Source organism: Catenuloplanes atrovinosus, from assembly GCF_031458235.1.
In the GTDB taxonomy this organism is placed as follows: domain Bacteria; phylum Actinomycetota; class Actinomycetes; order Mycobacteriales; family Micromonosporaceae; genus Catenuloplanes; species Catenuloplanes atrovinosus.
Genome location: NZ_JAVDYB010000001.1, coordinates 5,642,803 through 5,669,181, shown reverse-complemented (window position 1 = coordinate 5,669,181; position 26,379 = coordinate 5,642,803). Strand labels below are relative to the sequence as shown.

General features: G+C 73.3%; 21 protein-coding genes. 11 read left to right on the top strand and 10 right to left on the bottom strand.

Going from position 1 to position 26,379, the window contains the following annotated elements; translation table 11 throughout:
• Positions 1-2 precede the first annotated feature (2 nt).
• The 4 genes from J2S41_RS25045 to J2S41_RS25030 all read right to left on the bottom strand — a co-directional run bounded on the left by J2S41_RS25045 (position 3) and on the right by J2S41_RS25030 (position 5,271).
• A complete protein-coding gene (locus J2S41_RS25045; protein ID WP_310371050.1) occupies positions 3-812 on the bottom strand; it encodes an SAM-dependent methyltransferase in 810 nt (269 codons plus the stop codon).
• Positions 813-1,063: 251 nt separating this feature from the next.
• Positions 1,064-1,732 (bottom strand): response regulator transcription factor, encoded by a 669-nt coding sequence (locus J2S41_RS25040; RefSeq protein WP_033341223.1) that lies wholly within the window; start codon positions 1,730-1,732, stop codon positions 1,064-1,066.
• A gap of 7 nt (positions 1,733-1,739) precedes the next feature.
• Entirely contained in the window at positions 1,740-3,431 is a 1,692-nt protein-coding gene (locus J2S41_RS25035; RefSeq protein ID WP_310371043.1) for a sensor histidine kinase, read from the bottom strand.
• A 34-nt stretch (positions 3,432-3,465) separates the two neighbouring features.
• Entirely contained in the window at positions 3,466-5,271 is a 1,806-nt protein-coding gene (locus tag J2S41_RS25030) for an AMP-dependent synthetase/ligase (protein WP_310371041.1), read from the bottom strand.
• Positions 5,272-5,442: 171 nt separating this feature from the next.
• Between J2S41_RS25030 and J2S41_RS25025 the strand changes: the two genes are divergently transcribed.
• The 6 genes from J2S41_RS25025 to J2S41_RS25000 all read left to right on the top strand — a co-directional run bounded on the left by J2S41_RS25025 (position 5,443) and on the right by J2S41_RS25000 (position 11,197).
• The gene (locus J2S41_RS25025) at positions 5,443-5,895 is read left to right on the top strand and encodes an SRPBCC family protein (protein WP_310371039.1); all 453 of its coding nucleotides are present in this window, start codon (positions 5,443-5,445) and stop codon (positions 5,893-5,895) included.
• A gap of 24 nt (positions 5,896-5,919) precedes the next feature.
• Entirely contained in the window at positions 5,920-7,038 is a 1,119-nt protein-coding gene (locus J2S41_RS39930; RefSeq protein ID WP_374728159.1) for a hypothetical protein, read from the top strand.
• A gap of 162 nt (positions 7,039-7,200) precedes the next feature.
• Positions 7,201-8,151 (top strand): ROK family glucokinase, encoded by a 951-nt coding sequence (locus tag J2S41_RS25015; RefSeq protein ID WP_310371038.1) that lies wholly within the window; start codon positions 7,201-7,203, stop codon positions 8,149-8,151.
• A 27-nt stretch (positions 8,152-8,178) separates the two neighbouring features.
• Positions 8,179-8,868, top strand: a complete 690-nt coding sequence (locus tag J2S41_RS25010) for an endonuclease/exonuclease/phosphatase family protein (RefSeq protein ID WP_310371036.1) — start codon at positions 8,179-8,181, stop codon at positions 8,866-8,868.
• 248 nt (positions 8,869-9,116) lie between these two features.
• Positions 9,117-10,406, top strand: a complete 1,290-nt coding sequence (locus tag J2S41_RS25005; RefSeq protein ID WP_374728272.1) for a flavin-containing monooxygenase — start codon at positions 9,117-9,119, stop codon at positions 10,404-10,406.
• Positions 10,403-11,197 (top strand): alpha/beta hydrolase, encoded by a 795-nt coding sequence (locus J2S41_RS25000; RefSeq protein WP_310371033.1) that lies wholly within the window; start codon positions 10,403-10,405, stop codon positions 11,195-11,197. Before J2S41_RS25005 ends, J2S41_RS25000 begins: the two co-directional genes overlap by 4 nt.
• On the opposite strand, the gene J2S41_RS24995 is transcribed toward J2S41_RS25000, so the two are convergent.
• On the bottom strand, positions 11,194-12,606 hold the full coding sequence (locus J2S41_RS24995; RefSeq protein ID WP_310371031.1) for an alpha,alpha-trehalose-phosphate synthase (UDP-forming): 1,413 nt from the start codon (positions 12,604-12,606) through the stop codon (positions 11,194-11,196). The two genes, J2S41_RS25000 and J2S41_RS24995, sit on opposite strands and share 4 nt — an antisense overlap.
• A 196-nt stretch (positions 12,607-12,802) precedes the next feature.
• On the bottom strand, positions 12,803-13,648 hold the full coding sequence (locus J2S41_RS24990; protein WP_310371029.1) for a DUF308 domain-containing protein: 846 nt from the start codon (positions 13,646-13,648) through the stop codon (positions 12,803-12,805).
• Between the two features lie 146 nt (positions 13,649-13,794).
• Here J2S41_RS24990 and J2S41_RS24985 point away from each other — a divergent pair, with 146 nt between their 5' ends.
• From J2S41_RS24985 to J2S41_RS24975, 3 genes are all read left to right on the top strand, one after another.
• On the top strand, positions 13,795-14,490 hold the full coding sequence (locus J2S41_RS24985; protein ID WP_310371028.1) for a lysophospholipid acyltransferase family protein: 696 nt from the start codon (positions 13,795-13,797) through the stop codon (positions 14,488-14,490).
• 282 nt (positions 14,491-14,772) lie between these two features.
• Complete coding sequence (locus tag J2S41_RS24980) at positions 14,773-15,351, top strand: RNA polymerase sigma factor (protein ID WP_310376517.1); 579 nt, start codon at positions 14,773-14,775, stop codon at positions 15,349-15,351.
• Entirely contained in the window at positions 15,351-16,589 is a 1,239-nt protein-coding gene (locus J2S41_RS24975) for a hypothetical protein (protein WP_310371027.1), read from the top strand. Before J2S41_RS24980 ends, J2S41_RS24975 begins: the two co-directional genes overlap by 1 nt.
• Positions 16,590-16,694: 105 nt before the next feature.
• Here the strand turns inward: J2S41_RS24975 and J2S41_RS24970 are convergent, their stop codons facing one another.
• Positions 16,695-20,159: an AAA family ATPase gene (locus tag J2S41_RS24970; protein WP_310376515.1), complete on the bottom strand. Its 3,465-nt coding sequence runs from the start codon at positions 20,157-20,159 to the stop codon at positions 16,695-16,697.
• A gap of 206 nt (positions 20,160-20,365) precedes the next feature.
• Here J2S41_RS24970 and J2S41_RS24965 point away from each other — a divergent pair, with 206 nt between their 5' ends.
• The gene (locus J2S41_RS24965) at positions 20,366-20,674 is read left to right on the top strand and encodes a hypothetical protein (protein WP_310371026.1); all 309 of its coding nucleotides are present in this window, start codon (positions 20,366-20,368) and stop codon (positions 20,672-20,674) included.
• 59 nt (positions 20,675-20,733) lie between these two features.
• Here the strand turns inward: J2S41_RS24965 and J2S41_RS24960 are convergent, their stop codons facing one another.
• The gene (locus J2S41_RS24960) at positions 20,734-21,426 is read right to left on the bottom strand and encodes a Crp/Fnr family transcriptional regulator (RefSeq protein ID WP_306826808.1); all 693 of its coding nucleotides are present in this window, start codon (positions 21,424-21,426) and stop codon (positions 20,734-20,736) included.
• Between the two features lie 389 nt (positions 21,427-21,815).
• Between J2S41_RS24960 and J2S41_RS24955 the strand changes: the two genes are divergently transcribed.
• Complete coding sequence (locus J2S41_RS24955; protein WP_310371024.1) at positions 21,816-22,607, top strand: phosphotransferase; 792 nt, start codon at positions 21,816-21,818, stop codon at positions 22,605-22,607.
• Here the strand turns inward: J2S41_RS24955 and J2S41_RS24950 are convergent.
• Both J2S41_RS24950 and J2S41_RS24945 read right to left on the bottom strand, forming a co-directional pair.
• Positions 22,558-24,441 (bottom strand): S9 family peptidase, encoded by a 1,884-nt coding sequence (locus tag J2S41_RS24950; protein WP_310371023.1) that lies wholly within the window; start codon positions 24,439-24,441, stop codon positions 22,558-22,560. The genes J2S41_RS24955 and J2S41_RS24950 overlap by 50 nt on opposite strands.
• A complete protein-coding gene (locus J2S41_RS24945) occupies positions 24,442-26,214 on the bottom strand; it encodes an N-acetylglutaminylglutamine amidotransferase (RefSeq protein WP_310371022.1) in 1,773 nt (590 codons plus the stop codon). It abuts the gene before it with no gap.
• Positions 26,215-26,379 lie beyond the last annotated feature (165 nt).

Genomic DNA, 26,379 nt, shown 5'->3' with positions numbered 1-26,379 from the left:
CCTCAGCCACCAAGCCTGCCCACGCCGCCGAGGAAGACCACGCGCTCCGCGTCCTCGGTGTTGTCCGTCGGGTCCGGGCGCCACAGCGGCACCCACACCAGCCCGGGCTCCAGCAGCTCGAAGCCGTCGAACCAGGGCAGCAGCGTGGCGCGGTCGCGGGCCCGCAACGGGTTGTCGGTCTGCCGGTAGACCGCCTGGCCCTCGGCGCGCTCCTCGTCCGTGCGGCCCTCGTCGCTGGCCTGGGAGAGCACCAGGTAACTGCCGGGCGCGAGCGTGTCGCGCAGGCGCGCGATCAGCCCGGCCGGGTCGTCGGAGTCCGGGATGAAGTGTGTGACGGCCACGACCAGCACCGCGATCGGCTCGTCGAAGTCGAGCAGCGCGCGCACGTCCGGATGGTGCACGATGGACTCCGGGTCGCGCAGGTCGGCCTGGATGACCACGGTGTGGTCGTCACCGGCCAGGATCTCCCGCGCGTGCGCGACCGCGATCGGGTCGATGTCCGCGTACGCCACGCGGGCCCCCGGCCGCACCTGCTGGGCGATCTCGTGCACGTTGCCCACGGTGGGGATGCCGGAGCCGATGTCGAGGAACTGCCGCACCCCCTGCGAGGCGAGGTAGCGCACGGCACGGCGCATGAACGCGCGGTTGGCCTGCGCCATCAGCGGCGCCTCGGGGACAGCCGCGATCATCGCTTGCGCGGCGGCGCGGTCCACCGCGAAGTTGTGTGATCCGCCGAGGTAGTAGTCGTACATCCGGGCGACGCTGGGCCGCTCGATGTCGATGCTCTCCGGTGCCCACTCGGGCCGATGCATGGTCGCGCCCCTCAATGACGGAATCTGGATCGAGGCCGGTGCTATTCTGCCCGGTCCGTGCCCGGCTATCCAGACCGTACCGAATATCCCCTCCGGTCGATGATCCGCCCCGGGGCCCGGCGGGGCGCGCCCGGCCGGGCGTCACAAAGGACATCCACCGATCGGGCACCGGGCGGCACCAAAAAGGCGAGCGCGCCTCGGAAGAAAGGTGCGCCCGCCGTAGTGGGACTCCAGCGAAGAAATGGAATCGTTCAGAACTTCGGCGCGTCCGGCGCCTCGAGAAGACCGAGCCGGAGCGCGGTCATCAGCGCCTGCGCGCGATTAGCGGCGCCGAGCTTCTCGTACAGCTTGGAAATGTGCGTCTTGGCCGTCGACTCGCTGACGAAGAGCTGTTTCGCGATGCCGGCCACGCTCATGCCGTCGGCGAGGAGGCGCAGCACCTGACCCTCGCGCGGGGACAGTTGCGGACCGGACGGCGCGAGCCGCCGCTTCATCGCCTCGGCCAGATCGGCCGCGGTGAACGCGCTGGGCGCGGAGGCGGCGTGCCGCGCGGCGGCCACCACCTCGTCGGCCGGCGCGGTCTTCGGCACGAACGCGGAGGCGCCCGCCTCCAGCGCGCCGAAGAGCTGGTCGTCGCCCGCGTACATGGTCAGGACCACGATGCCCATGGTGGAGCTGTTCTTCCGCAGCGCCCGGGTGGCCTCCAGGCCGCTGCCGTCGGGCAGGCGAAGGTCCATGATGACCACGTCGGGCTGGAGCGCGCCGGCCTGGCGGACCGCCTCGGCGGCGGTGGCGGCCTCACCGACCACCTCGAATTGCCGGTCGCGCTCGAATGCGTGCCGAAGTCCCTTTCGGATCAGGTCGTGATCGTCGACGAGAAGGACCTTGGTACGCGTCGTCGGCGCAGGGCTGGTCGACATGCTCGGTTTACTCCCCTTCTGGAGCGTTATTATCACGCACGCTATCGCGTCGGGGCGAGGTTCCGAGCACCACCGCCACCGTCGTTCCACTCGGATTCCGCGGCCTAATCTCCAGGCGGCCACGGATACGTTCCGCTCTCTCATTCATGATCGCAAGACCGTACCGGCCATCCGGTCGCTTATCCGCCATTCCCTGTCCATCGTCCGACACTTCGATGCGGGCGTAAGGGGGGTCCACCTCGCAGGTGACCCACAGGTTCGACGCGCCCGCGTGCTTGCGCGCGTTCGTGATCGCCTCCTGCGCGATCCGCAGCAGCTCCGCCTCGGTCGCGGCCGGCAGCCGGGCCGTGGACTCGTCCAGCGTGTAGTGCACGCGCAGGCCCGCCGCGGAGCCCACGGTGCGCGCGTACTCCGCGATCGCGCCCGCCAGGCCACCGTGCCGGTCGACCTCGGAACGCAGCTCGAACAGGGACAACCGTAGCTCGGTGATCACGCGGGTGACCTCGCCGCGCAGCGTGCGCAGCTCCTCCGCGGTCTCCTTGGCGTCCTCCGGCAGCGTGGCCAGCGCGTTGTCGATGCCGTAGCCGACCATCACCAGCTCCTGCGCCACGCCGTCGTGGATCTCCCGGGCCAGGCGCTGCCGCTCCTCGTTGGTGGCCAGCGAGCGCACCTCGTCGAAGAGCAGCGCGGCCTCCAGGCGCAGCGCGGCCGGGCCGGTCACCGACGTCACCCGCGCCACCACCGGCGCCGGGTACGCCAGGCTGGTGTTGCTCTCCACCACCACCAGCCCGATCGACCGCACGCCCGCGACCAGCGGCACCACCAGCGCGGACACCTCCGCGCCGCGGTGCGAGCGGGACTGCGACCGGCTCGCCGTGGCCGGCTGCTGGCTGGCCCACGCGTCCGCGATCGCGGAGTCCGCGTCCAGTGTGGTTTCCCAGTCGACGCGCTCCATCGCGGACTGGGCCAGCACCACCAGACGTCCGCCGCCGCTGGCCGTGAGCACGGCGGCGCGGTCCGCGGGCGCGACCGCGCGCAGCTCCTCCAGCAGGTGCTCGGCGATGCCGCCCGGGTCCAGCGTGGCGCCGGGCAGCTGACGTGCCACGCTGCGGAGCTGGGTGAGCAGGCGCGTCGCCTCCGCGTACGGCTGGGGCTTGGTCTCCCGGACCAGCATCCAGCGGCGCAGCGTGTCCGCCGCGAACGTGCCCAGCCCGCCGAGGATCAGCCACTGCGCGCAGACCGCCATGTAGCCGATCTGCGCGATCTGCGGGCCGGTCGGCGTCATGTTGACCGCGCCGCTGGCCAGCAGCGTGCCCGCGGCCGCGCCGAGCAGCACCGCGCCCTCCCGGGACCGGCGTTGCAGCGCCGCCACGGTGAGCGGGACCGCCAGGTACGGCAGGATCACCTCCGCGCCGACGCCCGGCCCGAGGCTGCCCACCGCGCTGGCCGCGCCGGCCACGTCGCTGGCCGCCAGGCCGACGACGACGACCTCGGCGAACCGCGCCGCGGGCGCGAGGATGCGGTGTCGCGGCGCGATCACGCCGGGAACGCTGAGGATCAGCAGCGCCACGATCCACCAGAGGCGGTCGGGGTCCCGGGTCGTGATGAGCGTGAGCAGCGCGACGAGCGCCAGCATCACGAAGCGAGCCGCGACCGCCAGAGGATGCGGACGTGGTGCGACGGGGGGTGAGGCGGCCACTCCGGGATGCTATCGCCTGCCCGGAGTCCTGCCGTCACTTGGTGTAGATGGCGGCGATGTCGTCCGCGTACGTCTTGTGCACCACGCCGCGCTTGACCTTGAGCGACGGGGTCAGCTCGCCGGTCGCCTCGGTGAAGTCGCGGCCCAGGATCCGGAACACCTTGATGGCCTCCGCGCCCGACACGGCCTTGTTCGCCTCGTCCACCGCCTTCTGGATCTCGGCCCGCAGCGCCGGGTCGCCGGCCAGGTCCGCGACCGTGCTGCCGGCGTCCCGCCCGTTCGCGGCGAGCCAGCCCGGCCAGGCCTCCTCGTCGATCGTGATCAGCGCGGCGATGAACGGCTGCCGGTCGCCGACCAGCACGCTCTGGCTGATCAGCGGGTGCGCGCGGAGCCGGTCCTCGAGCACGGCCGGGGCGACGTTCTTGCCACCCGCGGTCACGATGATCTCCTTCTTCCGGCCGGTGATGCTCAGGTAGCCGTCGTCGTCCAGCGCGCCGAGGTCGCCGGTGTGGAACCAGCCGTCGGAGTCCAGCACCTCGCGGGTGGCGTCCGGGTTGTTCCGGTACGCACCGAAGACGATGTCGCCGCGCACCAGGATCTCGCCGTCGTCCGCGATGCGCAGCGTGACGCCGGGCAGCGGGCGGCCGACCGTGCCGATCCGGATCGCGCTCGGCACGTTCGCGGCCACGGCCGGCGAGGTCTCGGTCAGGCCGTAGCCCTCCATCACCACCACGCCCACGCCGCGGAAGAAGTGCGCCAGCCGGCCGCCGAGCGGCGCGCCGCCGGAGACCGCGTCCGTGCACTTGCCGCCCATCGCGTCGCGGAGCTTGTTGTAGACCAGCCGGTCGAAGATCGCGTGCTGGGCGCGCAGCATCAGCCCGGGGCCGCCGGAGTCCAGCGCCTCGCTGTACGCGATCGCGGTGGCCTCGGCCCGCGCGAAGATCCCGCCCTTGCCGCCGGCCTCCGCCTTCTGCTTCGCGCCCGTGTAGACCTTCTCGAACACGCGCGGCACCGAGAGCAGGAACGTCGGCTTCACGGCGGCCAGGTCGGGCAGCAGCGTCCGGGTGTCCGGCGTGTGCGCCAGCGTGCCGCGCGCGGTCACCACGCCGATCTGCACCAGTCGCGCGAACGCGTGCGCCAGCGGCAGGAACAGCAGCGTGCGGGACTCGGCGCCGCTGAACAGGTGGCCGAACGCGACCACCGCGTTGAGCACCTCGGCCAGCAGGTTGCGGTGGGTCAGCTCGCAGCCCTTGGGACGGCCGGTGGTGCCGCTGGTGTAGATGATCGTGGCGAGGTCGCCGGCGCGGGCCTGCCGCCGCCGCTCCTCGACCGCCTCGGCCGGCACCCGCTCGCCGCCGGCGCGCACCGCGTCCAGCCCGCCGGCGTCGAGCTGCCACACCTCACGCAGGTCCGGCAGGTCGTCGCGCAGCCCGGAGACCAGCAGCTCGTGCGCGTTCGTCTCCACGAAGGCCGCGACCGCGCCGGAGTCGGCGAGGATCCAGGAGGCCTGCTCCGCGCTGGAGGTCTCGTAGATCGGCACGGTCACCGCGCCGGCCGCCCAGATGGCGTAGTCGATCAGCGTCCACTCGTACCGGGTGCGGCTCATCAGCGCGACGCGGTCACCGGCGCGCACGCCGGCCGCGATCAGGCCGCGGGCCACCGCGACCACGTCGGCGTGGAACTCGGCCGCGGTGATCGGCGACCACTGCTCCGAGGAGGGGTCCGTGCGCCGCAGGAAGGAGACGGTTTCGGGCGCCACGCGCGCGTTGTCCCAGATCGCGTCGGTAAGGGTCGTGGTGTCGGCGATCGTGACGACCGGAGGGACGGAGAACTCGCGCACCTTGGACAGCTCCTCGACGACGGGGGCCTCGCGTGGCGGCCCTGATACAGCAGAAACGTACCGTCCGAGACGGTGATCCGACACATCCGCCCGCCGCGGTACGGCCGGTCGCGGGGGACGTGTCGTCCCGGCCGGTCCGGAAGTGTCACCGGCGCACGGTAGCCTGCCCGCATGGCGGACTCCTCCACCCAGTCGATCGTTATCGCCGCACCGGCCGAGCGCGTGGCCGAGGTCGTCGCCGACTTCGGTGCGTACCCCGAGTGGGCCGACGCGTTCAAGCAGGTCGAGGTCCTCGAGGAGTACGAGGACGGATATGCCAGCCAGGTCCGGTTCGTCATCGACGCGGGCGTGCTGGCGGATGAGTACACCCTGCGGTACGAGTACGCCGAGGACCTCTCCCGCATCGAGTGGCAGCTCGTCGCGCCGTCGAAGATGCAGCGGGCGCAGCGCGGGTCCTACGACATCGAGGCGAACGCGGACGGCGGCACCACCGTGACGTACACGCTGGAGGTCGACCTGTCGATCACCACGATCGGCATGATCCGGCGCAAGGCCGAGAAGCGCATCATGGATACGGCGCTCAAGGAGCTCAAGCGGCGGGTGGAGAGCCTGCCCGCCGGCTGACACACCGCACAGGGGGCTTTGACCATGGCGACTCCGGACTCTTCCGCCGGCGGCACCGGTTCGGCGCGTGAGGAGGCGGAGCGCCTGGTCGCGGCCGTCCTCGCGCGCGCGTCACAGGGGGCGAGCCAGGCCGCGTGGATGGCGCAGGGCGCGCGGTTCGCCGCGCGAGCCTCCGGCCACGAGACGACCAGCGCGGGCCTCGGCCTGCTCGGCGACGCACTGCGCGGCGTCGCGAAGACCGCCTCCGGATTCAGCGAGGACCTGCACAAACACGCCGGGGGTACGGAGGAGCGCCGCGCGCCGGCCCCGGAGGCGGCGGCCGCCCGGCCGGCCGAGCCGGCGGCTCCCGGCACGCCGCCGAAGCCCGCGGACCCCGACGAGCCGGGCAGCACGCGGGACGCGGCCGGCACCGCCCGGGCCGCGGATGGCGCCGCGCGGGACGCGGCCGGCACCGCGCGGGACGCGGATGGCGCCGCGCGGGACGCGGCCGGCACCGCGCGGGATGCGCACGGTGCGGCGTGGGGTGCGCACGGCGCCGTGCGCGATGAGCCCGGGCACGTGGGCGGCACGGCCGGCGGGTGGGCCACCGGCAGCGCGGAGTGCTGCGTCTGCCCGGTCTGCCGCGCGATCACCATGGTCCGCAACCCCACGCCGGAGTTCGCCGAGCAGCTCGCCACCAGCGCGGGGGATCTGGCCGCGGGCGTCGCGGGCCTGCTCCGGGCCTTCTCCACCGCCGCCGCCGACACCAGCTCCTGGGCCGGCCCGCCCACCGCCACCACGACCACCCGGACCACCGGCGCGAGCACCGGGTGGGCCGGTGGCGCCGGAACCGCATCGACCGGCCAGGCGAGCACCGCGTCACCCGCCGGCGCCGGCGGCGTGTCGCCGACCGGCGGGAGCAGCGCGTCCGGTGGCGCGAGCACGGCGGCGGGCACCGGCGAGAAGGCGCCGCACGAGGAGTCCGGGACCGGGTGGCCGGGGGTGGATCCGTGGGCGGCCGCGACCCGGGCGGGCGCGGACGCGGCCCCGGCCGGGGACCCGTGGGCGGCGGCCACGCGGGCCGGGGGGAGCGGTGGCCACCCCGGCAGCAGCGGCGCGCCGGCCACCGGCGATCATGAGCGGGAGCCGCGCGACACCGCCTGACGGGATGCCGCGGCCGTCGTCCGGCGCGCCACGCGCGGGCGGGCGACGGGGTCGGGTATTGATCAAGCGGGCGGTCGGCCGCCGGTCATACCCGTCCGGGATGGCACGGGCGGGGACTGGGTACCAAACCCAGCACGCATGGTGATGAGGGGAGCGGCGGCGGTGACGCTGACCATCGGAGTCGACATCGGCGGCACGAAGGTGGCCGGTGGGGTCGTCGATCCCCACGGTGAGGTGCTGGCCCAGACGCGTCGCGGCACGCCCGCGGACGACGTCGCCGCGACCCGCGACGTGATCATCGACGTGGTGCAGGAGCTGGCCATCGGCCGGGAGATCGCGGCCGTCGGCATCGGCGCGGCCGGCTTCGTGGACGCCGGCCGCTCGACCGTGCTGTTCGCGCCGAACCTGGCCTGGCGCGACGAGCCGCTGCAGAAGTACATCTCGGACGCCACCGGCCTGCCCGTGGTGGTGGAGAACGACGCGAACGTGGCGGCCTGGGCCGAGTTCCGGTTCGGCGCGGCCCGGCACGCGGACGCCTCGATGGTCATGTTCACGGTCGGCACCGGCATCGGCGGCGGCCTGGTCACCGGCGGCCGGCTGGTGCGCGGCACGCACGGCATCGCGGCCGAGCTGGGCCACCTGACCGCGGTGCCGGACGGCCACCCGTGCGGCTGCGGCCGGCTCGGCTGCATCGAGCAGTACGCGAGCGGCAAGGCGCTGGTCCGGTTCGCCCGGGCCGGCGCGCGCCAGGACCCGCACCGCGCGGAGACGCTGCTGGCGCTGGCCGGCGGCGACGCGGACCTGATCAGCGGCCCGATGGTGACCGAGGCGGCGCGCGGCGGCGACGCGGTCGCGTGCGAGGCGTTCGGCCAGATCGGCTTCTGGCTCGGCACCGCGATGACCGATCTGGTGCAGGTGCTGGACCCGCAGGTGCTGGTGGTCGGCGGCGGCGTGGTGGACGCCGGTGACCTGCTGATGGAGCCGGTCCGCAAGGCATACGCGGAGTCGCTCGGCCAGCGCGGCCGGTTCCCGGTGGCGGAGCTGCGCGCGGCCGAGATGGGCAACACCGCGGGCGTTATCGGGGCGGCCGACCTGGCCCGCCTGGCCGACTAGGCGCGGGTGACGAGAGAGGGGCCGGGCGTGACCGAGGGCGCACTGCGGGTGCTCAGCTACAACGTGCACGGACAGCGGGACGACCGGGCCGCGCTGGCCGAGGTGGTGCGCGGCGTGGCCGCGGACGTGGTGATCGTGCAGGAGGGCCCGCGCCGGTTCGGCTGGCGCAACCGCACCGCCAACCTGGCTCGCGCGTTCGGCGCGGTGCTGGCCGTGGGCGGGCTGCCGTCGCTGGGCAACCTGATCCTGACCGACCTGCGGGTCCGCGTGCACCACACCTGGACCACGCAGTTCCCGCTGACGCCGGGCCGGCACATGCGCGGCGCCGCGTTCGCGGAGTGCTCTGTGGGCCGGCGCCGGTTCACGGTGGCCGGCACGCACCTGTCGCTGGACGCGACGGAGCGGGCGAGCCAGGCCGAGCTGCTGCGGAAGGAGCTGTCCGCGGTGGAGACGCCGGTCGTGATCGGCGCGGACGTGAACGAGACGTCCGGCGGCGCGGCCTGGCGCACGATCGCGGACGGCCTGACGGACGCGGCGGTGTCCGCGGGCGCGGCGGACCGCTGCACGTTCCCGCTGCTCGGACCGCAGGCGCGGATCGACGGGCTGTTCGTGGACCCGCGCATCCAGGTGGTCCGCTACGACGTGGTGGACACCCCGCTCGCCAAGCGCGCCAGCGACCACTTCCCGGTGATCGCGGACCTCGTCCTCCCCGAGTAAGTCCCGCCCGCCTCCACAAGCGGGTCGCGCCCGGAACGCGGCGCAGCCGCGCCCCGCGCATCCTGGGAGACCCTGGACGTACCCGCTGATGGTTTTGATTTTTTGCTCCTGGGGTGGACAGGTATGGCGGAAATCGAGAGGATTTCGCGGTGTCCAGCTCCACCGAATTCGACAGCGCGACCCACTGGCGGGACGGCCGGCCCGTCTACGACCGAGGCGACGACACGGTCTGTGTGATCGGCGCCGGCATGAGCGGGCTCGCGGCCGTGAAGAACCTCAAGGAGCACGGTTTCGGCGTCGACTGCTACGAGCGGGAGACCAGCGTCGGCGGCGCGTGGAACTGGCGGAACGACCGCAGCCCGATGTATTCGAGCACGCACCTGATCTCGTCGAAGCCGACCTCGGAGTTTCCCGACTTCCCGATGCCGGACTCCTGGCCGGACTACCCGGACCACGCCCGGTTCCTGAGCTACCTGGAGCGGTACGCGGACCACTTCGACCTGCGCCCGCACGTCTGGTTCGGCACCGAGGTCGTCTCCGTGGAGCCGGCGGACGAGGCCGGCCGCTGGGACGTGACCACGCAGAGCACCGGCCGGGCCGGCGGCACCCGCACCCACCGCTACCTCGCGGTGGTGGTAGCGAACGGGCACAACTGGGCGCCCCGCATGCCGCGGATCGAGGGCATGGAGGACTACCGCGGCAAGGTGATCCACGCGTCCGCCTACAAGGACCCGGCGGAGCTGCGCGGCCGCCGGGTGCTGGTGGTCGGCGGCGGCAACACCGGCTGTGACATCGCGGTCGAGGCGGGCCAGCAGGCGGCGAGGGCGTGGCACTCCACCCGGCGCGGTTACTGGTACACGCCGAAGTACCTGCTCGGCCGGCCGTCCGACCAGCTCAGCATGCGCGCGCAGCGCCTGCCGCTGGCGGTGCGGCAGCGGCTGCACCAGTTCCTGATCACCAACACCATCGGTGACCCGGCCCGCTTCGGGCTGGCCCGGCCGGACCACCGGCCGTACGAGACGCATCCGGTGATCAACAGTCAGCTGCTGTACAGCATCGGGCACGGCGACCTCACGCCGGTGCCGGACGTGACCCGCTTCCACCGCACCGAGGTGGAGCTGGCCGACGGCAGCACGATCGACCCGGACCTGGTGGTGCTCGCCACCGGGTACGAGCCGCGCTTCGAGTTCCTGGACCCGTCGCTGACCGGCACCGACTCCGACGGCCGCCCGCACCTGATGCTGCACGCGTTCGCGCCGCGGCACCCGACGCTCGCGGTCACCGGCCTGCTGCAGCCGGACTCCGGCATGGGCATGATGGTGCACTGGCAGGCCGTGGCGTTCGCCCGCTGGCTGCGGCTGCGCGCCGCCGACCCGGACCGGGCCGCGCGCGTGTGGGAGCGGCTGCGGTCCGAGGCCGGCCGCCCGCTCGAGCAGGGCCGGGTGGCCCGGTCGCCGCGGCACTGGTTCGAGGTCGGCTACCGCAACTACCTGAAGGCCCTGCAACGGTTGCTGGACGAGACGGAGGTGCCGGCGTGAGGATCGACCGTTCGGCGGACTGGGCTAACCCGATCCCGCCGGTACGGCGCGAGGTGCTCAGCGCCACGCCCGAGGTCGACGAGGGCCGGCCGCCGCTGCTGTTCGTCCCCGGGTTCGGCCACGGCGCCTGGCTGTTCGCCGAGCACTGGCTGGAGCACGCGGCCGGGCGCGGCTTCCCGGCGCACGCGGTCAGTCTGCGCGGGCACGGCGGCTCCGGCAACGCGCCCGGCGCCGGCCTCCGGGCGTACGCGCACGACGTGGTGCAGGCCGCGGCCTCGCTGCCACGCCAGGCCGTGCTGATCGGGCACGGCGCCGGCGCGCTGGTCGTCGCGCACGCGCTGGCCCGTTACGCGGCGCGGGCCGCGGTGCTGGTCTCGCCGGTGCTGGGCGGCTGGGAGACGCTCGGCGTGGCGCTGCGCCGCAACCCGGCCGGCACCATCCCCGCCCTGGCCGGCGCGCCGCTGCGGATCAGCCGCCGCCAGCTCTTCGGCCGCGAGCTGCCGGAGGACCAGGCCCGGGCGTACGCGTCCCGGGTCCGGCACGCCAGCCGCCGCGCGCAGTACCAGCTGATCACGCACCGCGCGCCGGAGCCGCCGGTCGGCGCGCCGCCGGTGCTGGTGATCGGCAGCCAGCACGACCGGATCGTCTCCCCGTCCGCGCTGACCAAGGCGGCCCGGCGGTTCGGCGGCGCGCCGCTGCTCTTCCCCGGCATGGGCCACGACCTGATGCTGGACACCCGCTGGCGCGAGCCGATCGACGCGATCCTGGACTGGCTGGAGAAGAAGAACTAGGCGGTCAGCCGCTCCGCCAGCGTGCCGGAGTCGTCCAGCGCGGTCAGGTAGTTGCGGGCCCAGTCGCGGATGTCGTGCTGGCGCAGGTGCGCACGCATCGCGCCCATCCGCTCCACCCGCTCGGCCTTGGGGCAGTCGATCGCGTCGATCAGCGACCGCTTCAGGCCCTCCAGGTCGTGCGGGTTGACCAGGAACGACCGATCCAGCTCGGCGGCGGCACCGGCGAACTCGGAGAGCACCAGCACGCCGGCGCCGTCCACCCGCGCGGCCACGTACTCCTTCGCCACCAGGTTCATCCCGTCGCGCAGCGGCGTCACCACCATCACGTCCGCGGCCTGGTAGAGCGCGGCCAGCTCGGCGCGGTCGAACGGCTGGTTGAGGTAGTGGATCGCGGGCTCGCCGACCCGGCCGAACTCGCCGTTGATCCGGCCGACCTCGCGCTCCACCCGGTCGCGCAGGATCGCGTAGTGCTCGACCCGCTCCCGGCTCGGCACCGCGACCTGCACCATCACGGTGTCGCGCACCTTGACCAGGCCGTCCTCCAGCAGCTCGCTGTACGCCTTCAGCCGGTGCTCGATGCCCTTGGTGTAGTCCAGCCGGTCCACGCTGAGCAGCACGTGCCTCGGCTCGCCCAGGTCGGTGCGGATCTGCCGGGCGCGGGCCTGCACGTCCGGCCGCCCGGACAGCGCCTCCATCTCGGCCACGTCGATCGAGACCGGGAACGCGCCGGTCCGGACGAACCGGTCGTCGACCGCGATCCGCCGGTCGGTCGCGGTCAGGCCCAGCACCTTCGTGCAGAGCTGCGCGAAGTTGTGCGCGGCCTGCGCGCGCTGGAAGCCGACCAGGTCCGCGCCGAGCAACCCGCGCAGCAGCTCCGCGCGGCGCGGCAACTGCATGAACAGCTCCGGCGGCGGGAACGGCACGTGCATGAAGAAGCCGATCAGCAGGTCCGGGCGCATCTCGCGGAGCAGCGCCGGCACCAGCTGGAGGTGGTAGTCCTGCACCCAGACCACCGCGTTCTCCGCCGCCACCTCCGCGGCGGCCTCCGCGAACCGCTGATTGACCCGCTGGTACGCGTCCCACCAGCTGCGGTGGTAGGTCGGCTGCTCCACCGCGTCGTGGTAGAGCGGCCAGAGCGTCGAGTTCGCGAAGCCCTCGTAGTAGTGCGCGAAGTCGGCGTCCGAGAACGAGACCGGGCGCAGGCTGATGCCGCCGATGGCCGGCAGCGGCACGGCCGGGCCGGTGGCGCCGGACCAGCCGACCCAGGTCGCGGTGGTGTGCTCCAGGATCGCGTGCAGCGCGCTGACCAGTCCGCCCGGACTTCGCCGCCACTCGCAGGCCCCGTCCGGGGCGATGTTGTCGTCGACCGGCAGCCGGTTGGCCACCACCACGAGCGAGCTTTGACGCATCCGGAGCCTCGTTTCGCGTTCACGGTCGCGGGGAGGGAGCTGTGCGGATTGTGCGCAGGGATCTAGGGGCGTCAGTATTTCTACTGACGCAAGGTTACATGTCTATTACCGGCCGCTGACTCGCGTCGATGGGCGTTCCGCCGAATCCCGGGCAAAATACCCGGCTCCGGCTGGTGAGGTGCGTCACTCGGCGGCGTCAGACGACCGCGCCGTCACCCGGCTCGTCGTCGTCGCCGGTGCGCAGCCGCCACACCAGCGTCACGAACCCCGCGATGATCCCGGCGAAGCCGAGCAGCATCGCGTAGTTGCGCTGGATCGGCAGCACGCTCGGGAAGAGGAACAGGATGAATCCGGCGAACACCCCGAGCACGCCGAGCAGCGCCGGCGTCGAGATGCGCGGGATCGGCGGCGGGGGCGGCGGCACGTACCGCTCGTCGTCGTCCTCGTCGCCCGGCAGGTCCGCACCGAACGTGTCCAGCCCGTCCAGCAGCGACGGCTCCTCGCGCGGCACCGTGACGCCGCTGAACTCCGTCGCCGAGGCGAGCCCGCGCCGCTTCTCCGGCGGCGCCATCGGGTCGTGCCCGTTGACCTTGTCCGTCTTCCGGCGGTTGTGCTCCTGCGGCTTGTCCGTGACGTTCTCCGAGTCCGGCCACGGCGTGGACGTGGGATCCACGTCCGTGTCGAAGCCGGCCACGATCCGCGCCCACTCCGCCTCGACGTCCGGCTCCTTCTTCTTGACCGGCTCCTCCGGGGTGATCGACTCACCGCCCGCCTCCGCGGACAGCTTCGCCAGGTACTCCCGCGCGAGGTCCAGGTGCGCCCGGTCCACGAAGAGCCGGTCGGTCGGCCGGGCCGGCAGGTTCGTGGTGCGCGTCACCGGATCAAGATCGGCAGAGGGCTGCAGGTAGGCGGCGATGCCACCGGCGGCGAGAACGTCGAGCAGGTGCTCGCCGACCCGAGGGTCGACATCGCCCGCGACGGCGTAATCCGCCACGTGCAGTCCGTTGTCCCGCCGCCCGCGACGGGCCCCACCCGCTGACATTAGACTCACCCCCTGTTTCCACCGTGCTCTGAATGGTGACACGACCCAGGCCGGTTCGGGGAGTGCGTTGTGGCGCGCCACTCGCGCTTCGTAGGCTCTGCACCGGCACCGATCGTCGGCGCCCGGCACCCCTCGGAAGGACCTCGGTGCTCTACTGGCTGCTCAAATGGGTCTTCCTCGGCCCACTGTTGCGGGTCGTGTACCGCCCGCGCGTCGAGGGCCTGGCCAACGTGCCCGCCTCCGGTCCCGTCATCCTGGCGAGCAATCACCTCTCCTTCTCCGACTCGATCTTCATGCCGCTGGTCATCCGGCGGAAGGTGACCTTCGTCGCCAAGGCCGAGTACTTCACCGGCAAGGGCATCAAGGGCCGCTTCATGAAGATGTTCTTCGCCGGCACCGGCACCATCCCGGTCGACCGCTCCGGCGGACGCGCCGCCCGCGCCGCCCTGGAGACCCAGCTCCGCGTGCTCCGCGCCGGCAACATCGCCGGCATCTACCCCGAGGGCACCCGTTCCCCCGACGGCCGCCTCTACCGCGGCAAGACCGGCGTCGCCAGACTGGCCCTGGAGAGCGGCGCCCCCGTCGTCCCGGTCGCCATGCTCAACACCGACGAGATCCAGCCCACCGGCGCCCTCATCTGGAAGATCCGCCGCGTCCGCATCCGCTTCGGCGAGCCCCTCGAATTCTCCCGCTACGCCGGCATGGCCGGCGACCGCTACGTCGAACGCGCCATCACCGACCAGATCATGTACCGCATCATGGAACTCGGCGGCCGCGAATACGTCGACGTCTACGCCTCAAAACTGAAAACCGCGCCGGCGCCCTCAGAACCCACATCCTGATTCTTATTAACCCGCTCCCGGCCGCCCGGGATCCGCATGCTCCCGCGGGCACCGGTCGTCGCTGGCGCTCCTCCCTTCCACTCCCGCCGTGCCCTCGCCTGCGGCCTCCGCGCGCCGCACCTGTCGGGCGAGCTGCCGTGGGACAGGGTGTCCGGATGCTGCCTCGAGCGCCTTTGGTGCGCCTTGTCGGTGGTTCAGGATGACTCGACGAGCGGGTAAGTGTGTCCTGGGTCACTGCGATGGGCGGCGACGGGGCGGCCGCCGCGGAAATAAGTGGACGTGATGTCCGAACCAGGCGCGCCGCCCGCCGCCGACACGACCCCGGCCGAGGCGGAGCTGCGCGACGCGATCCTCGCCGGTGACCGGGCCGCCTTCACCGAGCTGTACGAGCAGCACGCGGAGAAGGTCTGGAACTACGCCTACCGGCTGACCGGCTCGTGGTCCCAGGCCGACGACCTGCTCTCCGTCGTCTTCCTCACCGCGTGGCGCCGCCGGCGGGACCTGCGGCTGGTCGGCGGCAGCGCCCTGCCGTGGCTCTACGTCGTCACCGGCAACGTCTGCCGGCGCGAGCGCCGCGGGATGGCCCGGTTTCTCAAGGCCAGGCTGCGGCTGCTCACCCCGGCGGCCCCCGACCACGCCGACCGGGTCGTGGAGCGCGACGCCGCCGCGGCCCGCCTGGCACAGGTTCTCGCCGCGGTCGACCGGCTGCCGCGCGCGTTGCGGGAGGCCGTCCAGTTGTGCCTGCTCGGCGGCGCCTCCGCCGAGGACGCCGCGCAGATCCTCGGGATCACCGTCCACAGCGTTCAGTCCCGGCTCAGCCGGGCGCGGGCGCGCCTGCACCAGAGTGTTCCGGAGGAATGATGTTCGACGACAACGACCTTCCGCCCGCGCGTGAGCTTCCTCCCGGCGTCCGGGGCCAGGCCCGGCAGCGGCTGGGGGAGGGGATCGCGGGCCGTCCCGCCCGCCCGGCTCGTACCGGCCTGGCCATCGCCGTGACGGCGGCCGCGGTCGGTGTCACGGCGGTGGGCGTCCCGATCCTCGCCAACGGCCCCGGCCCGCAGGGCGTCGGTGCGAGCCCGATCTCCAGCGGCCCGCCGATCGTGGAACCCGACCCGGATGCCTCGACCGCCCCGGAGCCCCGCTTCAACCTGCGCGACGGCGCGACCGCCGACGACACGAAGCGCTGCGCGGCCGACGGCTGGAAGCCCGCCTTCACCGCCTCGGCCAACGGCGTCACCCTCATCACGCTGAGCTCCGGCGACAAGGTGCGGTTCTGCGAGCTGACCCCCGAGACGGTCGCCCTGTCCGCCCCGGCGGACAAGACCCCCACCGCCACCCGGATCACCTACGTGTCGCCCACCGGCACCGTCGCCGGCACCGTCGCGGACGACGAGGAATACCTGTCCATCAAGGATCCGGCGATGTCGGAGGACTTCGGAGAGGCCGCCGCGGAGATCCGCGACGGCGTCTTCATCGCCCCCAACAGCGTGACCGCGAGCCCGAAGTCGCTGACCCTGCTGAGCGGCTGGAATCTCACCCCCACGGAGGTGACGTCCCTGCCCGCCCCGGCGACCCCGCACAAGGACCGCCCGCAGCCGGACCGGGCGGGCCTGACGGACTGCGCGGCCCGGCCGGACGGCACGCCGCTGATCGACGCGCACGCCTGGCAGCCCGGCGCGCCCGTCGCGCTCACCGCCACCGAGCGGGTGCGGACCGCCCGCTATGCCGGTCTGCTCGCCTTCTGCCTGGTCGACGACGAGAGGGAGACCGCCCGGCTGGACGTCACGGACGGGAGCACCCCGGCGTACCCCGTGGGGAGGGTGGCAGAGGCCAATCCGTACGTGATCGTCAACGGCGCGTTCTATCACTTCGTCCCGAACGAACAGGGCGATCTGAGCAGCGACACGGAGTTCATCGCGGGCCTGGCCACCGACGATCGCGTCGCCAGGGTCGTCCTGACGGGCGGCGACCAGCCGATCGACGCCACGGTCACCGACGGCATGTTCGTCCTGCCCGGCGTCAGCGGGCCGCACCGGTACGTCCTCACCGTCGTCGCCGTGGACGGCACCACCCTGACGACGGTGAAGATCGGCGGCTGACGTTCTCGCGCAACCCGGAGGGGCTTCGTCGCGTCGTGCGTGCATGACGCGACGAATTCCCCTGTCCGGCCGCGTTGTCGCGGCGGTCCTCGCCCCCGGGGCGTCTCACGGATACGCGAGTCGAAGCAGTCCCGGTGCGCTGTTCCGTTCGCTGAACGACGTCAACGCCTCCAGCGCCTGCTCCGCCCCCGCCGCGTCCCCCTCCGCCCGCAGGCTCCGCACCAGCGCCGCCCGCGCCAGCGCCTGGTCGCTCACCGCCCCGATCCGGTCGAAGATGTCCAGCGCGCCGCGATGCCCGGCCGACGTACCCGTGCAGGTCAGGATCGCCGCGTCGACCCATGGCGTGCGCCTCGGGGAGCGTTCCAGCAGCGTGCGGATCTGGCGGGCGCGGTCCGGGCCGAGGAGCCAGGCCGCGTACGCGGCCGCGACCACCCACTCCGCGAACGCCAGCGTGCGGGAGTCGCCGTAGTCCGCCGCCAACTCGTCGAGCAGCGCGCCCGCCTCCGCGTCGCGGCTCTGGAGGGCGCGGCAGAGGGCGGCGTGCGCGAGCGTGGAGCGCAGGACCTTGTGGAAGCCGCTGCGGCGGGCGGTGCGGACGGCGGCCTCGACCGGGTCCTGGACGGGCGGGGACTCGTCGCGGAGCAGGCCCATCCAGCTGGTCTGGGCGACCCAGTGCAGGTCCCATTCGATGGTGGGCAGGCGCATGTGGTCGTCGGCGTCGCGCAGCATCGCGGCCCAGTCGCCGGCGAAGTAGGCTCGGGCGGCGCCGTCGACGAAGTTGGTGGCGAGCGTGAGGCCGCTGGCGGTCTCCAGCGGGGTGAACTCGTCGATCAGCTTCTGCGAGCCGGTGATGTCGCCCTCCTCCTGCATCGCGAAGCCGAGGTTGTGGATCGCCCGCCGGAGGCTGGTGAGCTGCTGCTCGCGGCAGTGCCGGGTGATCTCCTTCAGTCGCGGCAGGCCTTCCTCGTCGCCCTGGAGGTATTGCGCGACCGCGGAGGTGATGAGCGCGCTGGCCCGGACCTCGGTGAGGCCGAGCCGGTTGGCTGCCTCGGCGGCGGTGTCGGCCGCGGCGATCGCGGTCGCGGTCTCGTAGTCGATCATGTGGACGCGGGCGTATTCGAGCAGCGCGAGCGCGGCCTCCTCGCTCGGCGGCAGCTTCTCGTACAGCGCGATCGCCCGGGCCAGGTACGCCAGGCAGGCCGGCCGGTCCGCGCGGGCCAGCGCCGCGCTGCCGAGCAGCGTCCAGGCGCGCCCGGCGCCGTCCAGCCGGCCGGAGTCCTGGAGCGCGTGCGCCAGGCCGGTGAGCCGTTCTTCGCCGCCGCCGTCCAGGAACGCGTCCGCGTCGCGGAAGAAGGCCAGCTCGGACGCGAACAGCTCGACGCTCGGGTCGGGGGCGGCGAGCAGCGTGCTCGCCCGCCGGACCAATTCCTGCGCGGCGTCCAGCGCGTGCAGCGAGTACGCCCGGCGCGCGGCCCGCAACAGCGCCTCCCGGGCGGGGCTGGCGTACGGCCCGGGGTCCAGCCCGAGCGTCCGCGCGATCTCGTGCGCGGCCCACCGGTGGTTGGCCAGCACCTCGGCCAGGTCGGTCTGCCGGCCGGACGACACCCGCTCCAGCCAGTCCGCGGTGCGCTCGTGCCGCGCGACCCGCTCGGCCCGGGGCAGCCGCTGGTAGCAGACGTCGCGGACGAGCACGTGGCGGAACGCGTACTCCAGCTGCCCGGCCATGCTGGAGTTGCCGCGCTCCTCGACCAGGTCGCGCTGCTCCAGCCGCAGCAGCGTGCGTTCGACCTCCTCGACCGGCTGGTTGACCGCGGTGGCGACCGCGCCCGGCCAGAATTGCATGCCGACCACGGCCGCGGCCTGGAGCACGGCCCGGTCCGCGGGGTCGAGCAGGTCGAGCCGGTTCGCGATGACGGCGCGCACGTTGTCCGGCATCGGCGGCGCCTCGTGCTCGTCGAGCCGCCAGCCGGGGCCGCCGGTGGGGCGCAGGCTGCCGCGGTCGACCAGCATCCGCACGTACTCGTGCGCGTAGAGCGGGTTGCCGTCGGCCAGCTCGACCAGCGGGGCCAGCAGGTCCGGTGTGAAGGCGGCCTTGCCGAACATCAGCGAGTACATGGTGCTGATGTCGCTCTCCCGCATCGGCGGCAGCGAGATCGACGTGGTGCCGGTCATCGCGCTGGTCCACTGCGGGTACCGCTCGCGCAGCTCGGGCCGGGCGGTGCAGACGATCAGCAGCGGGATGCGCCGGGTGGCCGCGCCGAGCGACTCGATGAAGCGCAGCATCGGCGCGTCCGCCCAGTGCAGGTCCTCGAAGACCAGCACGGTGGCCTGGCCGGAGCTGAACCGGACGATGAACCGCCGCCACGCGGACTCGGACTCGCCGGGGGTGAGCCGCGCGCCGGGCAGGCCGAGCAGTGGGCCGAGCGCGTCGGCGAGCCGTTCCGCGTCCTCCGCGCTGGTCAGGCCGTGCAGCGCCTGGTCCAGGCGGCGGCGCGCGGTCGCCTCGTCGTCGGTGTCGAGGATGCCGGCCTGGGCCTTGACGATGTCGGCGAGCGCGGCGTAGGTGACGTTCTCGCCGAACGGCCGGCACTGGCCGACCCGCCAGCACACCTGCTCGCCGGTGATCCGCCCGGCGTGCCGGGCCAGCTCGCGCAGCAGCCGGGACTTGCCGATGCCGGCCGACCCGAAGATCGTCACGAGCTGCGGCGTCCGGCTGCTCACGGTCCGGCGCAGCGCGTTGACCAGCAGCGCCAGCTCGTGCTCGCGGTCGACCATCGGCGTCTGCTCGCGTTCCGCGCCGGCCGGGCGGGGCGGGCGCGGCGCCACGGCCAGCCACACGTCACTGGGCCGGGAGCGGCCGCGCAGCGTGGTGGTCGGCTGCGCCACGTACTCGATCTCGCTCTTGGTGGCCTGGTACGTCGCCTCGTCCGTCAGCACGCCGTCGATGGGCGCGGCGGACTGGAGCCGGGACGCGGTGTTGACCAGGTCGCCGGCGACGATGGCCTGGCCGCCGTCGTGCGCGGCGGTGAGGTTGACCAGCGCCTCGCCGGTGGCTATGCCGACCCGGAAGCGCAGCCCGGCCTCGCGCGCGCGGCCCTGCCGGGGGAGCACGCGCTGCAGTTCCAGCCCGGCACGCACGCTGCGCAGCGGGTCGGCCTCGGTGGCGACCGGCGCGCCGAACAGCACCATGACGGCGTCGCCGATGTACTTCTCCACCACGCCGCCGTATTGCCGGACGATGCGCCGCACGGCGCTGAAGTAGTCGTTCTGCAGCAGCCGGACCTGCTCCGGGTCGATCCGCTCCGTGTACGGCGTGAACCCGACCACGTCGATGAAGAGCACGCTGATCCGCCGCCGCTCCTCCTGCACCACCGGCTGCGCGTCGGTCAGCGGCCGTCCGCAGCCGGTGCAGTACAGCACGCCGGCCTGGTGTGCCCGCCCGCAGTGGACGCAGGAGGTCTGAAGGCTCGTCCCGCAGCCGCCACAGAATCGATCGTCGGGCGCGGCGGCCCGTCCACAGGCGAGGCATACGGGTCCGATGGGATGCTCCCGGGTGAGCGCGTCCGGCAATTGACGCAACCCATCGTCACGGACGGTCGTCCAGGGGTGCAAGGGCGTGACGGATGCCGTGCCTCACGTGACCCCTGACCGGCCGTCATCCGCGGTCGTCACCTGGGGTTTGTCCGACCTGTACAGATGGCGACAAGTGTCCTGACAGGACTCGATGAACGGATAGAGTCGCTGCCAGTCATACGGACGCGAGTGGAGGACCGACGGTGGATGTGAAGCTGGCGGTCGCATGGGTCGATCGAGCGGGGGTACGGCACAGAGCCGGCGATGTCGTCGACGTCGACCCGATCACGCTCGCCGAGCTGGAGGAGCACCAGATGGTGGACCCGGAGCAGACGACGGACGGCAAGGGCGCGACGAAGCAGGACGGCTACATCGGTCCCGGCAAGGTGGAGCAGGCGGAGGCCGGCTACATCGGTCCCGGCAAGGTCGAGCAGGCCGAGGACGGTCACGTCGGCACCGGCAAGGGCGCGACCAAGGAAGAGGGCTACATCGGCCCCGGCAAGGTCGAGTAGTCCCGCGAGACGCCGTGGCCCCCGCACCGACGCCGGTGCGGGGGCCACGATCATGAAACCTACTTGTCGACCATGCCGGCGCGGCGGCGCAGCGCGGCCACGTCGGTCACCACGATCCGGCGCCCCTCGGTGCGCAGCCACCCCCGGCTGGCGAAGGACCCGATCGCCTGGTTCACGCTCTGCCGCGACCCGCCGGCCATCTCGGCCAGCTGGCTCTGGTTGAGCTCGATCGTGATCATCGGTGCCTGGCTCTCGCCGGCCAGCCGGACCAGCGTCTTCGCCACCCGCCCGGGCAGGTCCAGGAAGACGTGGTCCGCGTTCTGCTCGGTGAGCCGGCGGATCAACGCCCCCAGCGCCCGCATCACCGCGTCCAGGATTCGTGGATTGGAGTGCACCAGTTCCATGAAGGCGGCCCGGGACAGCGCCAGCGCGGTGCAGTCCTCGATCGCCTCCGCGGAGGCGGAGCGCCCGGAGCCGTCCAGCAGCGACAGCTCCCCGAGCACGTCGGGCGGCCGCACCACGGTCAGCACGGCCCGCTCGCCGGTCGGTGCGGTCCGGAAGACCGCGACGGCGCCCCGCTTGAGCACTATGAGTGACTCTCCGGGATCGTTCTCCACGAACAGAATCTGACCCTTACGGTACGTGCGCGGGACCGCCGCGGCGATCACCCGCTGCCGTACCTCCTGCTCCAGGCCGGCGAACATCTCGACGCCCGTGAGCGCATCGCCGGGATCCGGCAGGCGAACCTCCACGGTCCAACCCCTCCCCGGTCGGCACCGGCGTCGCGCCCACCCCGCGCTCGGCCGGACCGACGTGACATCAACTGGTCAACGCTTCCGCTGCGCTGCCACCCAGATCATGGCCTGTGTGTCGCGCTCTGTACACCCCTGTGCCCGTGTTCGTGACTGTGCTGTCACAGTCGACGCCGGATGGTATACGCCCGATAGTCGCCGTGGGTGACGACCCCTTTGGGGGAACGCGCGGCGAACTCCGGGCGTGGCATCCGGCCGCCGGACACAATCGCGCCGTGGCCGACGACCACCATTCTTCAGGCAACGGCGAGCCCTCCGGAGAACGATGCCGAAACCGGGCGCCGATCGACGGACTTCCGGCGACCGTACGCCGTGCGTGGCACCACTCGGTGGAGGACGTCCGGTCGATCTGCCGCGGCGTGCACGCGAGCCGCTGGGAGCTGACCGCCGCCGGCCGCCGCTACACCGCCACGCTGGTCCCGGCCGCGGCCCGGGCGGCACTGGAGGCGGGTCTGGCCGCGCTGGACCGGCTGGGGGCGAGCGGCATAGCGGCCGGTGCCGCGGAGCGCACGCTGCAGGGCGGCCTGCACACGGAGACCGGGACCGGCCTGCTGGCGCTGTGCCGCCGCGCCGAGGGCCGCCCGCTGGACCCGGCCGACCCGGTCGACGCGCGCTGGTGGGGCGCGGTGCTCGGCACCGCGCACCGCGCGCTGGACGAGTTCTTCCACCCGGGCCTGCAGGCGAACGCGAGCTGGCACGGCCTGGACCCGGACGCGCCGCACCTGTCCGCGGAGACTCGGGACGCGGTGGCCCGCGCGGTCGCGGCCGTCACCCGATTGTGTGTCACCGACCGGCTCACCTACGGCGTGTTGCACCGCGACCCGTGGGCGCCGCTGTTCCTGATCGACCCGGCGACCGGCCGGACCGGCCTGCTCGGCTGGGGCCCGGCCGGCACCGGCCCGCTCGTCTACGACCTGGCCGCCGCGGTGCTGGCCGCGGACGGCGCGGAGGCCGAGGCGGAGCTGGTCGACGCGTACGCGCGGGCCGGCCCGGTACCGCGCGACGAGATAGAGGCCGCGCTGCCGGTGCTGATCGAGCTGCGCCGGGCCGCGCTGGCCGCCCGCCGCCCGGTCAGCCGCGGGACGCCAGGTGCGTCGCCAGCCACCGGGCCGTCGCGGTGATCGCGGTCTGCCGGGAGGAGCGGGCCAGGAAGTCGTGGCCCTCCCCGGGCAGCAGCAGGTAGTCGTGCGGCACGTCCCGCCCGCGCAGCGCCTCCAGCACCTGCTCGGACTCGTACACCGGCACGTTGGTGTCGTTCGCGCCGTGCACCAGCAGCAGCGGCGCGGTCAGCCGGTCCATCCGGTGCAGCGGTGACAGGTCGCGCAGCAGCTCGCGGTCGTGCTCGGGGTGTCCGTACTTGCTGACCGCGGCGGCCGCGATCCACGGCTCGGTGCGCTCGTAGAAGGTGGCGAAGTCGGACATGCCGCACTCGCTCACCCCGGCCGCGAACAGCTCGGGGAACGTCACCAGCGCGGTCAGCGTGAGGTACCCGCCGTACGACCGGCCGATGCACCCGATCCGGGCGGGGTCCGCGACGCCGCTGCTCACCAGGTACTCCACGCAGGCGGCCACGTCCGCGATCGCGCCGTACCGTCCGGCCCGGTTGTCCGCGTCGACGAAGCTGCGCCCGAAGCCGGACGAGCCACGCACGTTCGGCGCGAACACGGCCAGCCCGCGCGCCAGCAGGGCCTGGAACAGCGGGTTGTGCCCCGGCCGCTCCTGCGCCTCCGGCCCGCCGTGCAGGCTGATCACGGTCGGCCACGGCCCGTCGTGGTCGTCGTCCGGCCGGTAGAGCCAGCCGGAGATCGCCAGCCCGTCGCCGGAGCGCAGGTCGCACAGCTGCGGCGCGATCACCACCGGCCAGCTCGGCTCGCCCGGCACCGGCGTGGCCGGCGCGGTCGGGTCGTCGCCGAGCGCGCGTCCCTCGCCCAGCGCCGGGTCGATCAGCCAGATCGTCCTGGGCTGGATCGCGCTCTGCACCACCAGCGCCAGCAGGCCGCCGTCCGCGGCGAACGCGCAGCCGTCGAAGACGTCACCCGCGGGCGGCGGCAGCGCGCGCTGCTCGCGCGACTCCAGGTCCAGCAGGCCCAGCTCGCTCACGCCGCCGTACCGGTTCCAGAGCAGCGCGACCGTGCGCCGGTCCTGGGTGGGCGCGAAGTCCTCCAGCTCCGCGTCCGGGCGGCGGGCCAGCTCCAGCACGTCGCCGCCGGTCACCGCCACGAGCGTGGCCAGATCCGACCCCGCGTCGGTACGGGCCAGCACGGTCGCGCCGCCGTCGGCGAACCATCCGCGGTCGGTGTTGCCGCCGGCCAGCGGCAGCGGCTCGCTCTTGCCGGTGCCGGTGTCCAGCACCTCCAGCCACCGGGCGCCGCGCGGGCCGCGCCGCAGCAGCGCGCGCGACTCGTCCGCGGTGACGTCCAGCAGGCAGAGCAGGTCGCCCTCGACCAGCGTCCGGCGCGCGCCGGTGGCGAGGTCCAGCACCAACGCGCACGCGGTCGTGCCGGTCTCGGTGACGGCCAGCCGCGAGGTGCCCGGGATCCAGTCGCCGAGCAGCACGGTCGTACCGCCGAATCCGGCGATCTGGTGGTTGTCCGTCCCGTCCGGGCGGATCGCCCACGCCTCGGTGCGCGGCGCACCGCCCGGCGCGACCAGGTAGACGAGCCAGCTGCCGTCCGGCGACCAGGTGACGCGGGTGACCGGCTCCTCGCCGGTGGGCAGCGGCACCGGGGCCGCGCCGACCTCCCGGGCATCCCGCACCCAGGCGCGTGGCGCACCGCTGAGATCGGAGACGTACGCCACCCGGCCGCCGTCCGGCGCCGGGCTCGGTGACCAACTGGCGCAGGTCGCCGGGGACCATCCGGGCGGCGTCGGCGCGGGGCCGCCGGGCGGCGGCACGGCCAACGTGGGAACGGCGGGTCCGGGCAGCGTCGCCGCGCCCCCGAGCTCAGCGGTCATCTACACCCCGATCCGCTGGAGCCACAGCTCCAGCAATCCCAGTTGCCACAGTGCGTTGGAGCCGAGCGTCGTCCGGGTCGCGTTCGGCGCGTCCAGGAGGTCGGTCACGTACTCCTTGCGGAAGAGTCCGCGCCGGCGGGCGGCCGACGAGGACAGGGCGTCCCGCACGTCGTCGAGCAGGGGGCCCGAGAGGTGGCGGATCGCCGGCACCGGGAAGTAGCCCTTGGTCCGATCGATCACCTCGTCCGGCACCACGCCCCGGGCCGCGGCCTTGAGCACGCCCTTGCCGCCGGCCGCGAGTTTGATCTCCGGGGGCATGGCGGCCGCGAGCTCGACCACCTCGTGATCCAGGAAGGGTACGCGGGCCTCCAGGCCCCACGCCATAGTCATGTTGTCGACGCGTTTGACCGGGTCGTCGACCAGCATGACCGTGCTGTCCAGACGCAGCGCGGCGTCCAGCGCGGTGTCCGCGCCGGGTGCGGCGAAGTGTGCGGCGACGAACTCGAACGAGGCGTCCCGGTCGAGCGCCCACTCGGGGGAGAGCTGGTCGCGGAGCGCGTCGTGGCGGCGGTCGAAGAACACCCGCGCGTACGCCTCGGCCGCGTCCGCGCGCGGCACGCCGGCCAGCGGCGGGTACCAGTCGTACCCGGCCAGGATCTCGTCCGCGCCCTGCCCGGACTGCACCACCTTGATGTGCCGCGCGACCTCCTGGCTGAGCAGGAAGAACGCCACGCAGTCGTGGCTGACCATCGGCTCGCTCATGGCGCCGATCGCGTCGTGCACCGCGGGCAGGAACCGGTCCGCCCCGATCATGATCTTGTGGTGCGAGGTGCCGAACCGGGACGCCATCAGGTCGGAGTACGCGAACTCGTCGCCGCTCTCGCCGCCGGCCGACTCGAAGCCGATGCTGAACGTGGTCAGCCCGGTCTGGCCCTGCTCGGCCAGCAGCGACACGATCAGGCTGGAGTCCAGCCCGCCGGAGAGCAGCACGCCGACCGGCACGTCCGCGACCATGCGCCGGGCGACCGCGGTGCGCAGCCGGGTCATCAGCTCGCCCTGCCACTCCTCCGGCGTGAGCACCGAGGTCCGGGTGTGCGACGGCCGCCAGTAGACCGTGTCCGTGTGCCGGCCGTCCGCGGTGATCACCCGGACCGTGGCCGGCGGCAGCTTCCGGACGCCGCGCAGGATGGTCCTCGGCGCCGGGACCACGGAGTGGAACGTCATGTAGTGGTGCAGCGCGACCGGGTCCAGCTCGGTGTCCACGCCGCCGGCCGCGAGCAGCGCGGGCAGCGTGGAGGAGAACCGGAGCCCGTGCGGGGTCTCCGCGTAGTAGAGCGGCTTGATCCCGAGCCGGTCGCGCCCGAGCACCAGCGTGCCGGACCCGCGCTCCACGATGGCGAACGCGAACATGCCGTAGAAGCGCTCGACGCAGCGCACGCCCCACCGGTGGTACGCCTTCATGATCACCTCGGTGTCCGAGGTGGAGCGGAACCGGTAGCCGGCCGCGGACAGCTCCTCGCGCAGCTCGCGGTAGTTGTAGACGCAGCCGTTGAAGACCATGGCCAGGCCGAGCTCGTCGTCGACCATGGGCTGCGCGCCCTCGGCGGACAGGTCGATGATGGCCAGGCGGCGGTGGCCGAGCGCGGCCGGTCCCTCGGTCCAGAGCCCCTCGCCGTCCGGGCCCCGGGACGCCAGGCACGGCAGCATGCGCCGGACCGCCTCCGGGTCCGGCGCCGTGCCGTCGAACCTGAACTCGCCACCTATTCCGCACATGACAGACCTCCCATGCAGGTGATGGGCACCGCCACCGTGCGGCCGACCTGTCCAGCCTCCGTAGACCGCATTACCGGGATGTGACGGCACCGTAAATGATCGAACACGCGGCGTCATGTAGCCGCTGCTCAGAACGGTCCGGGTACCCGTCACCGGACTCCGGCA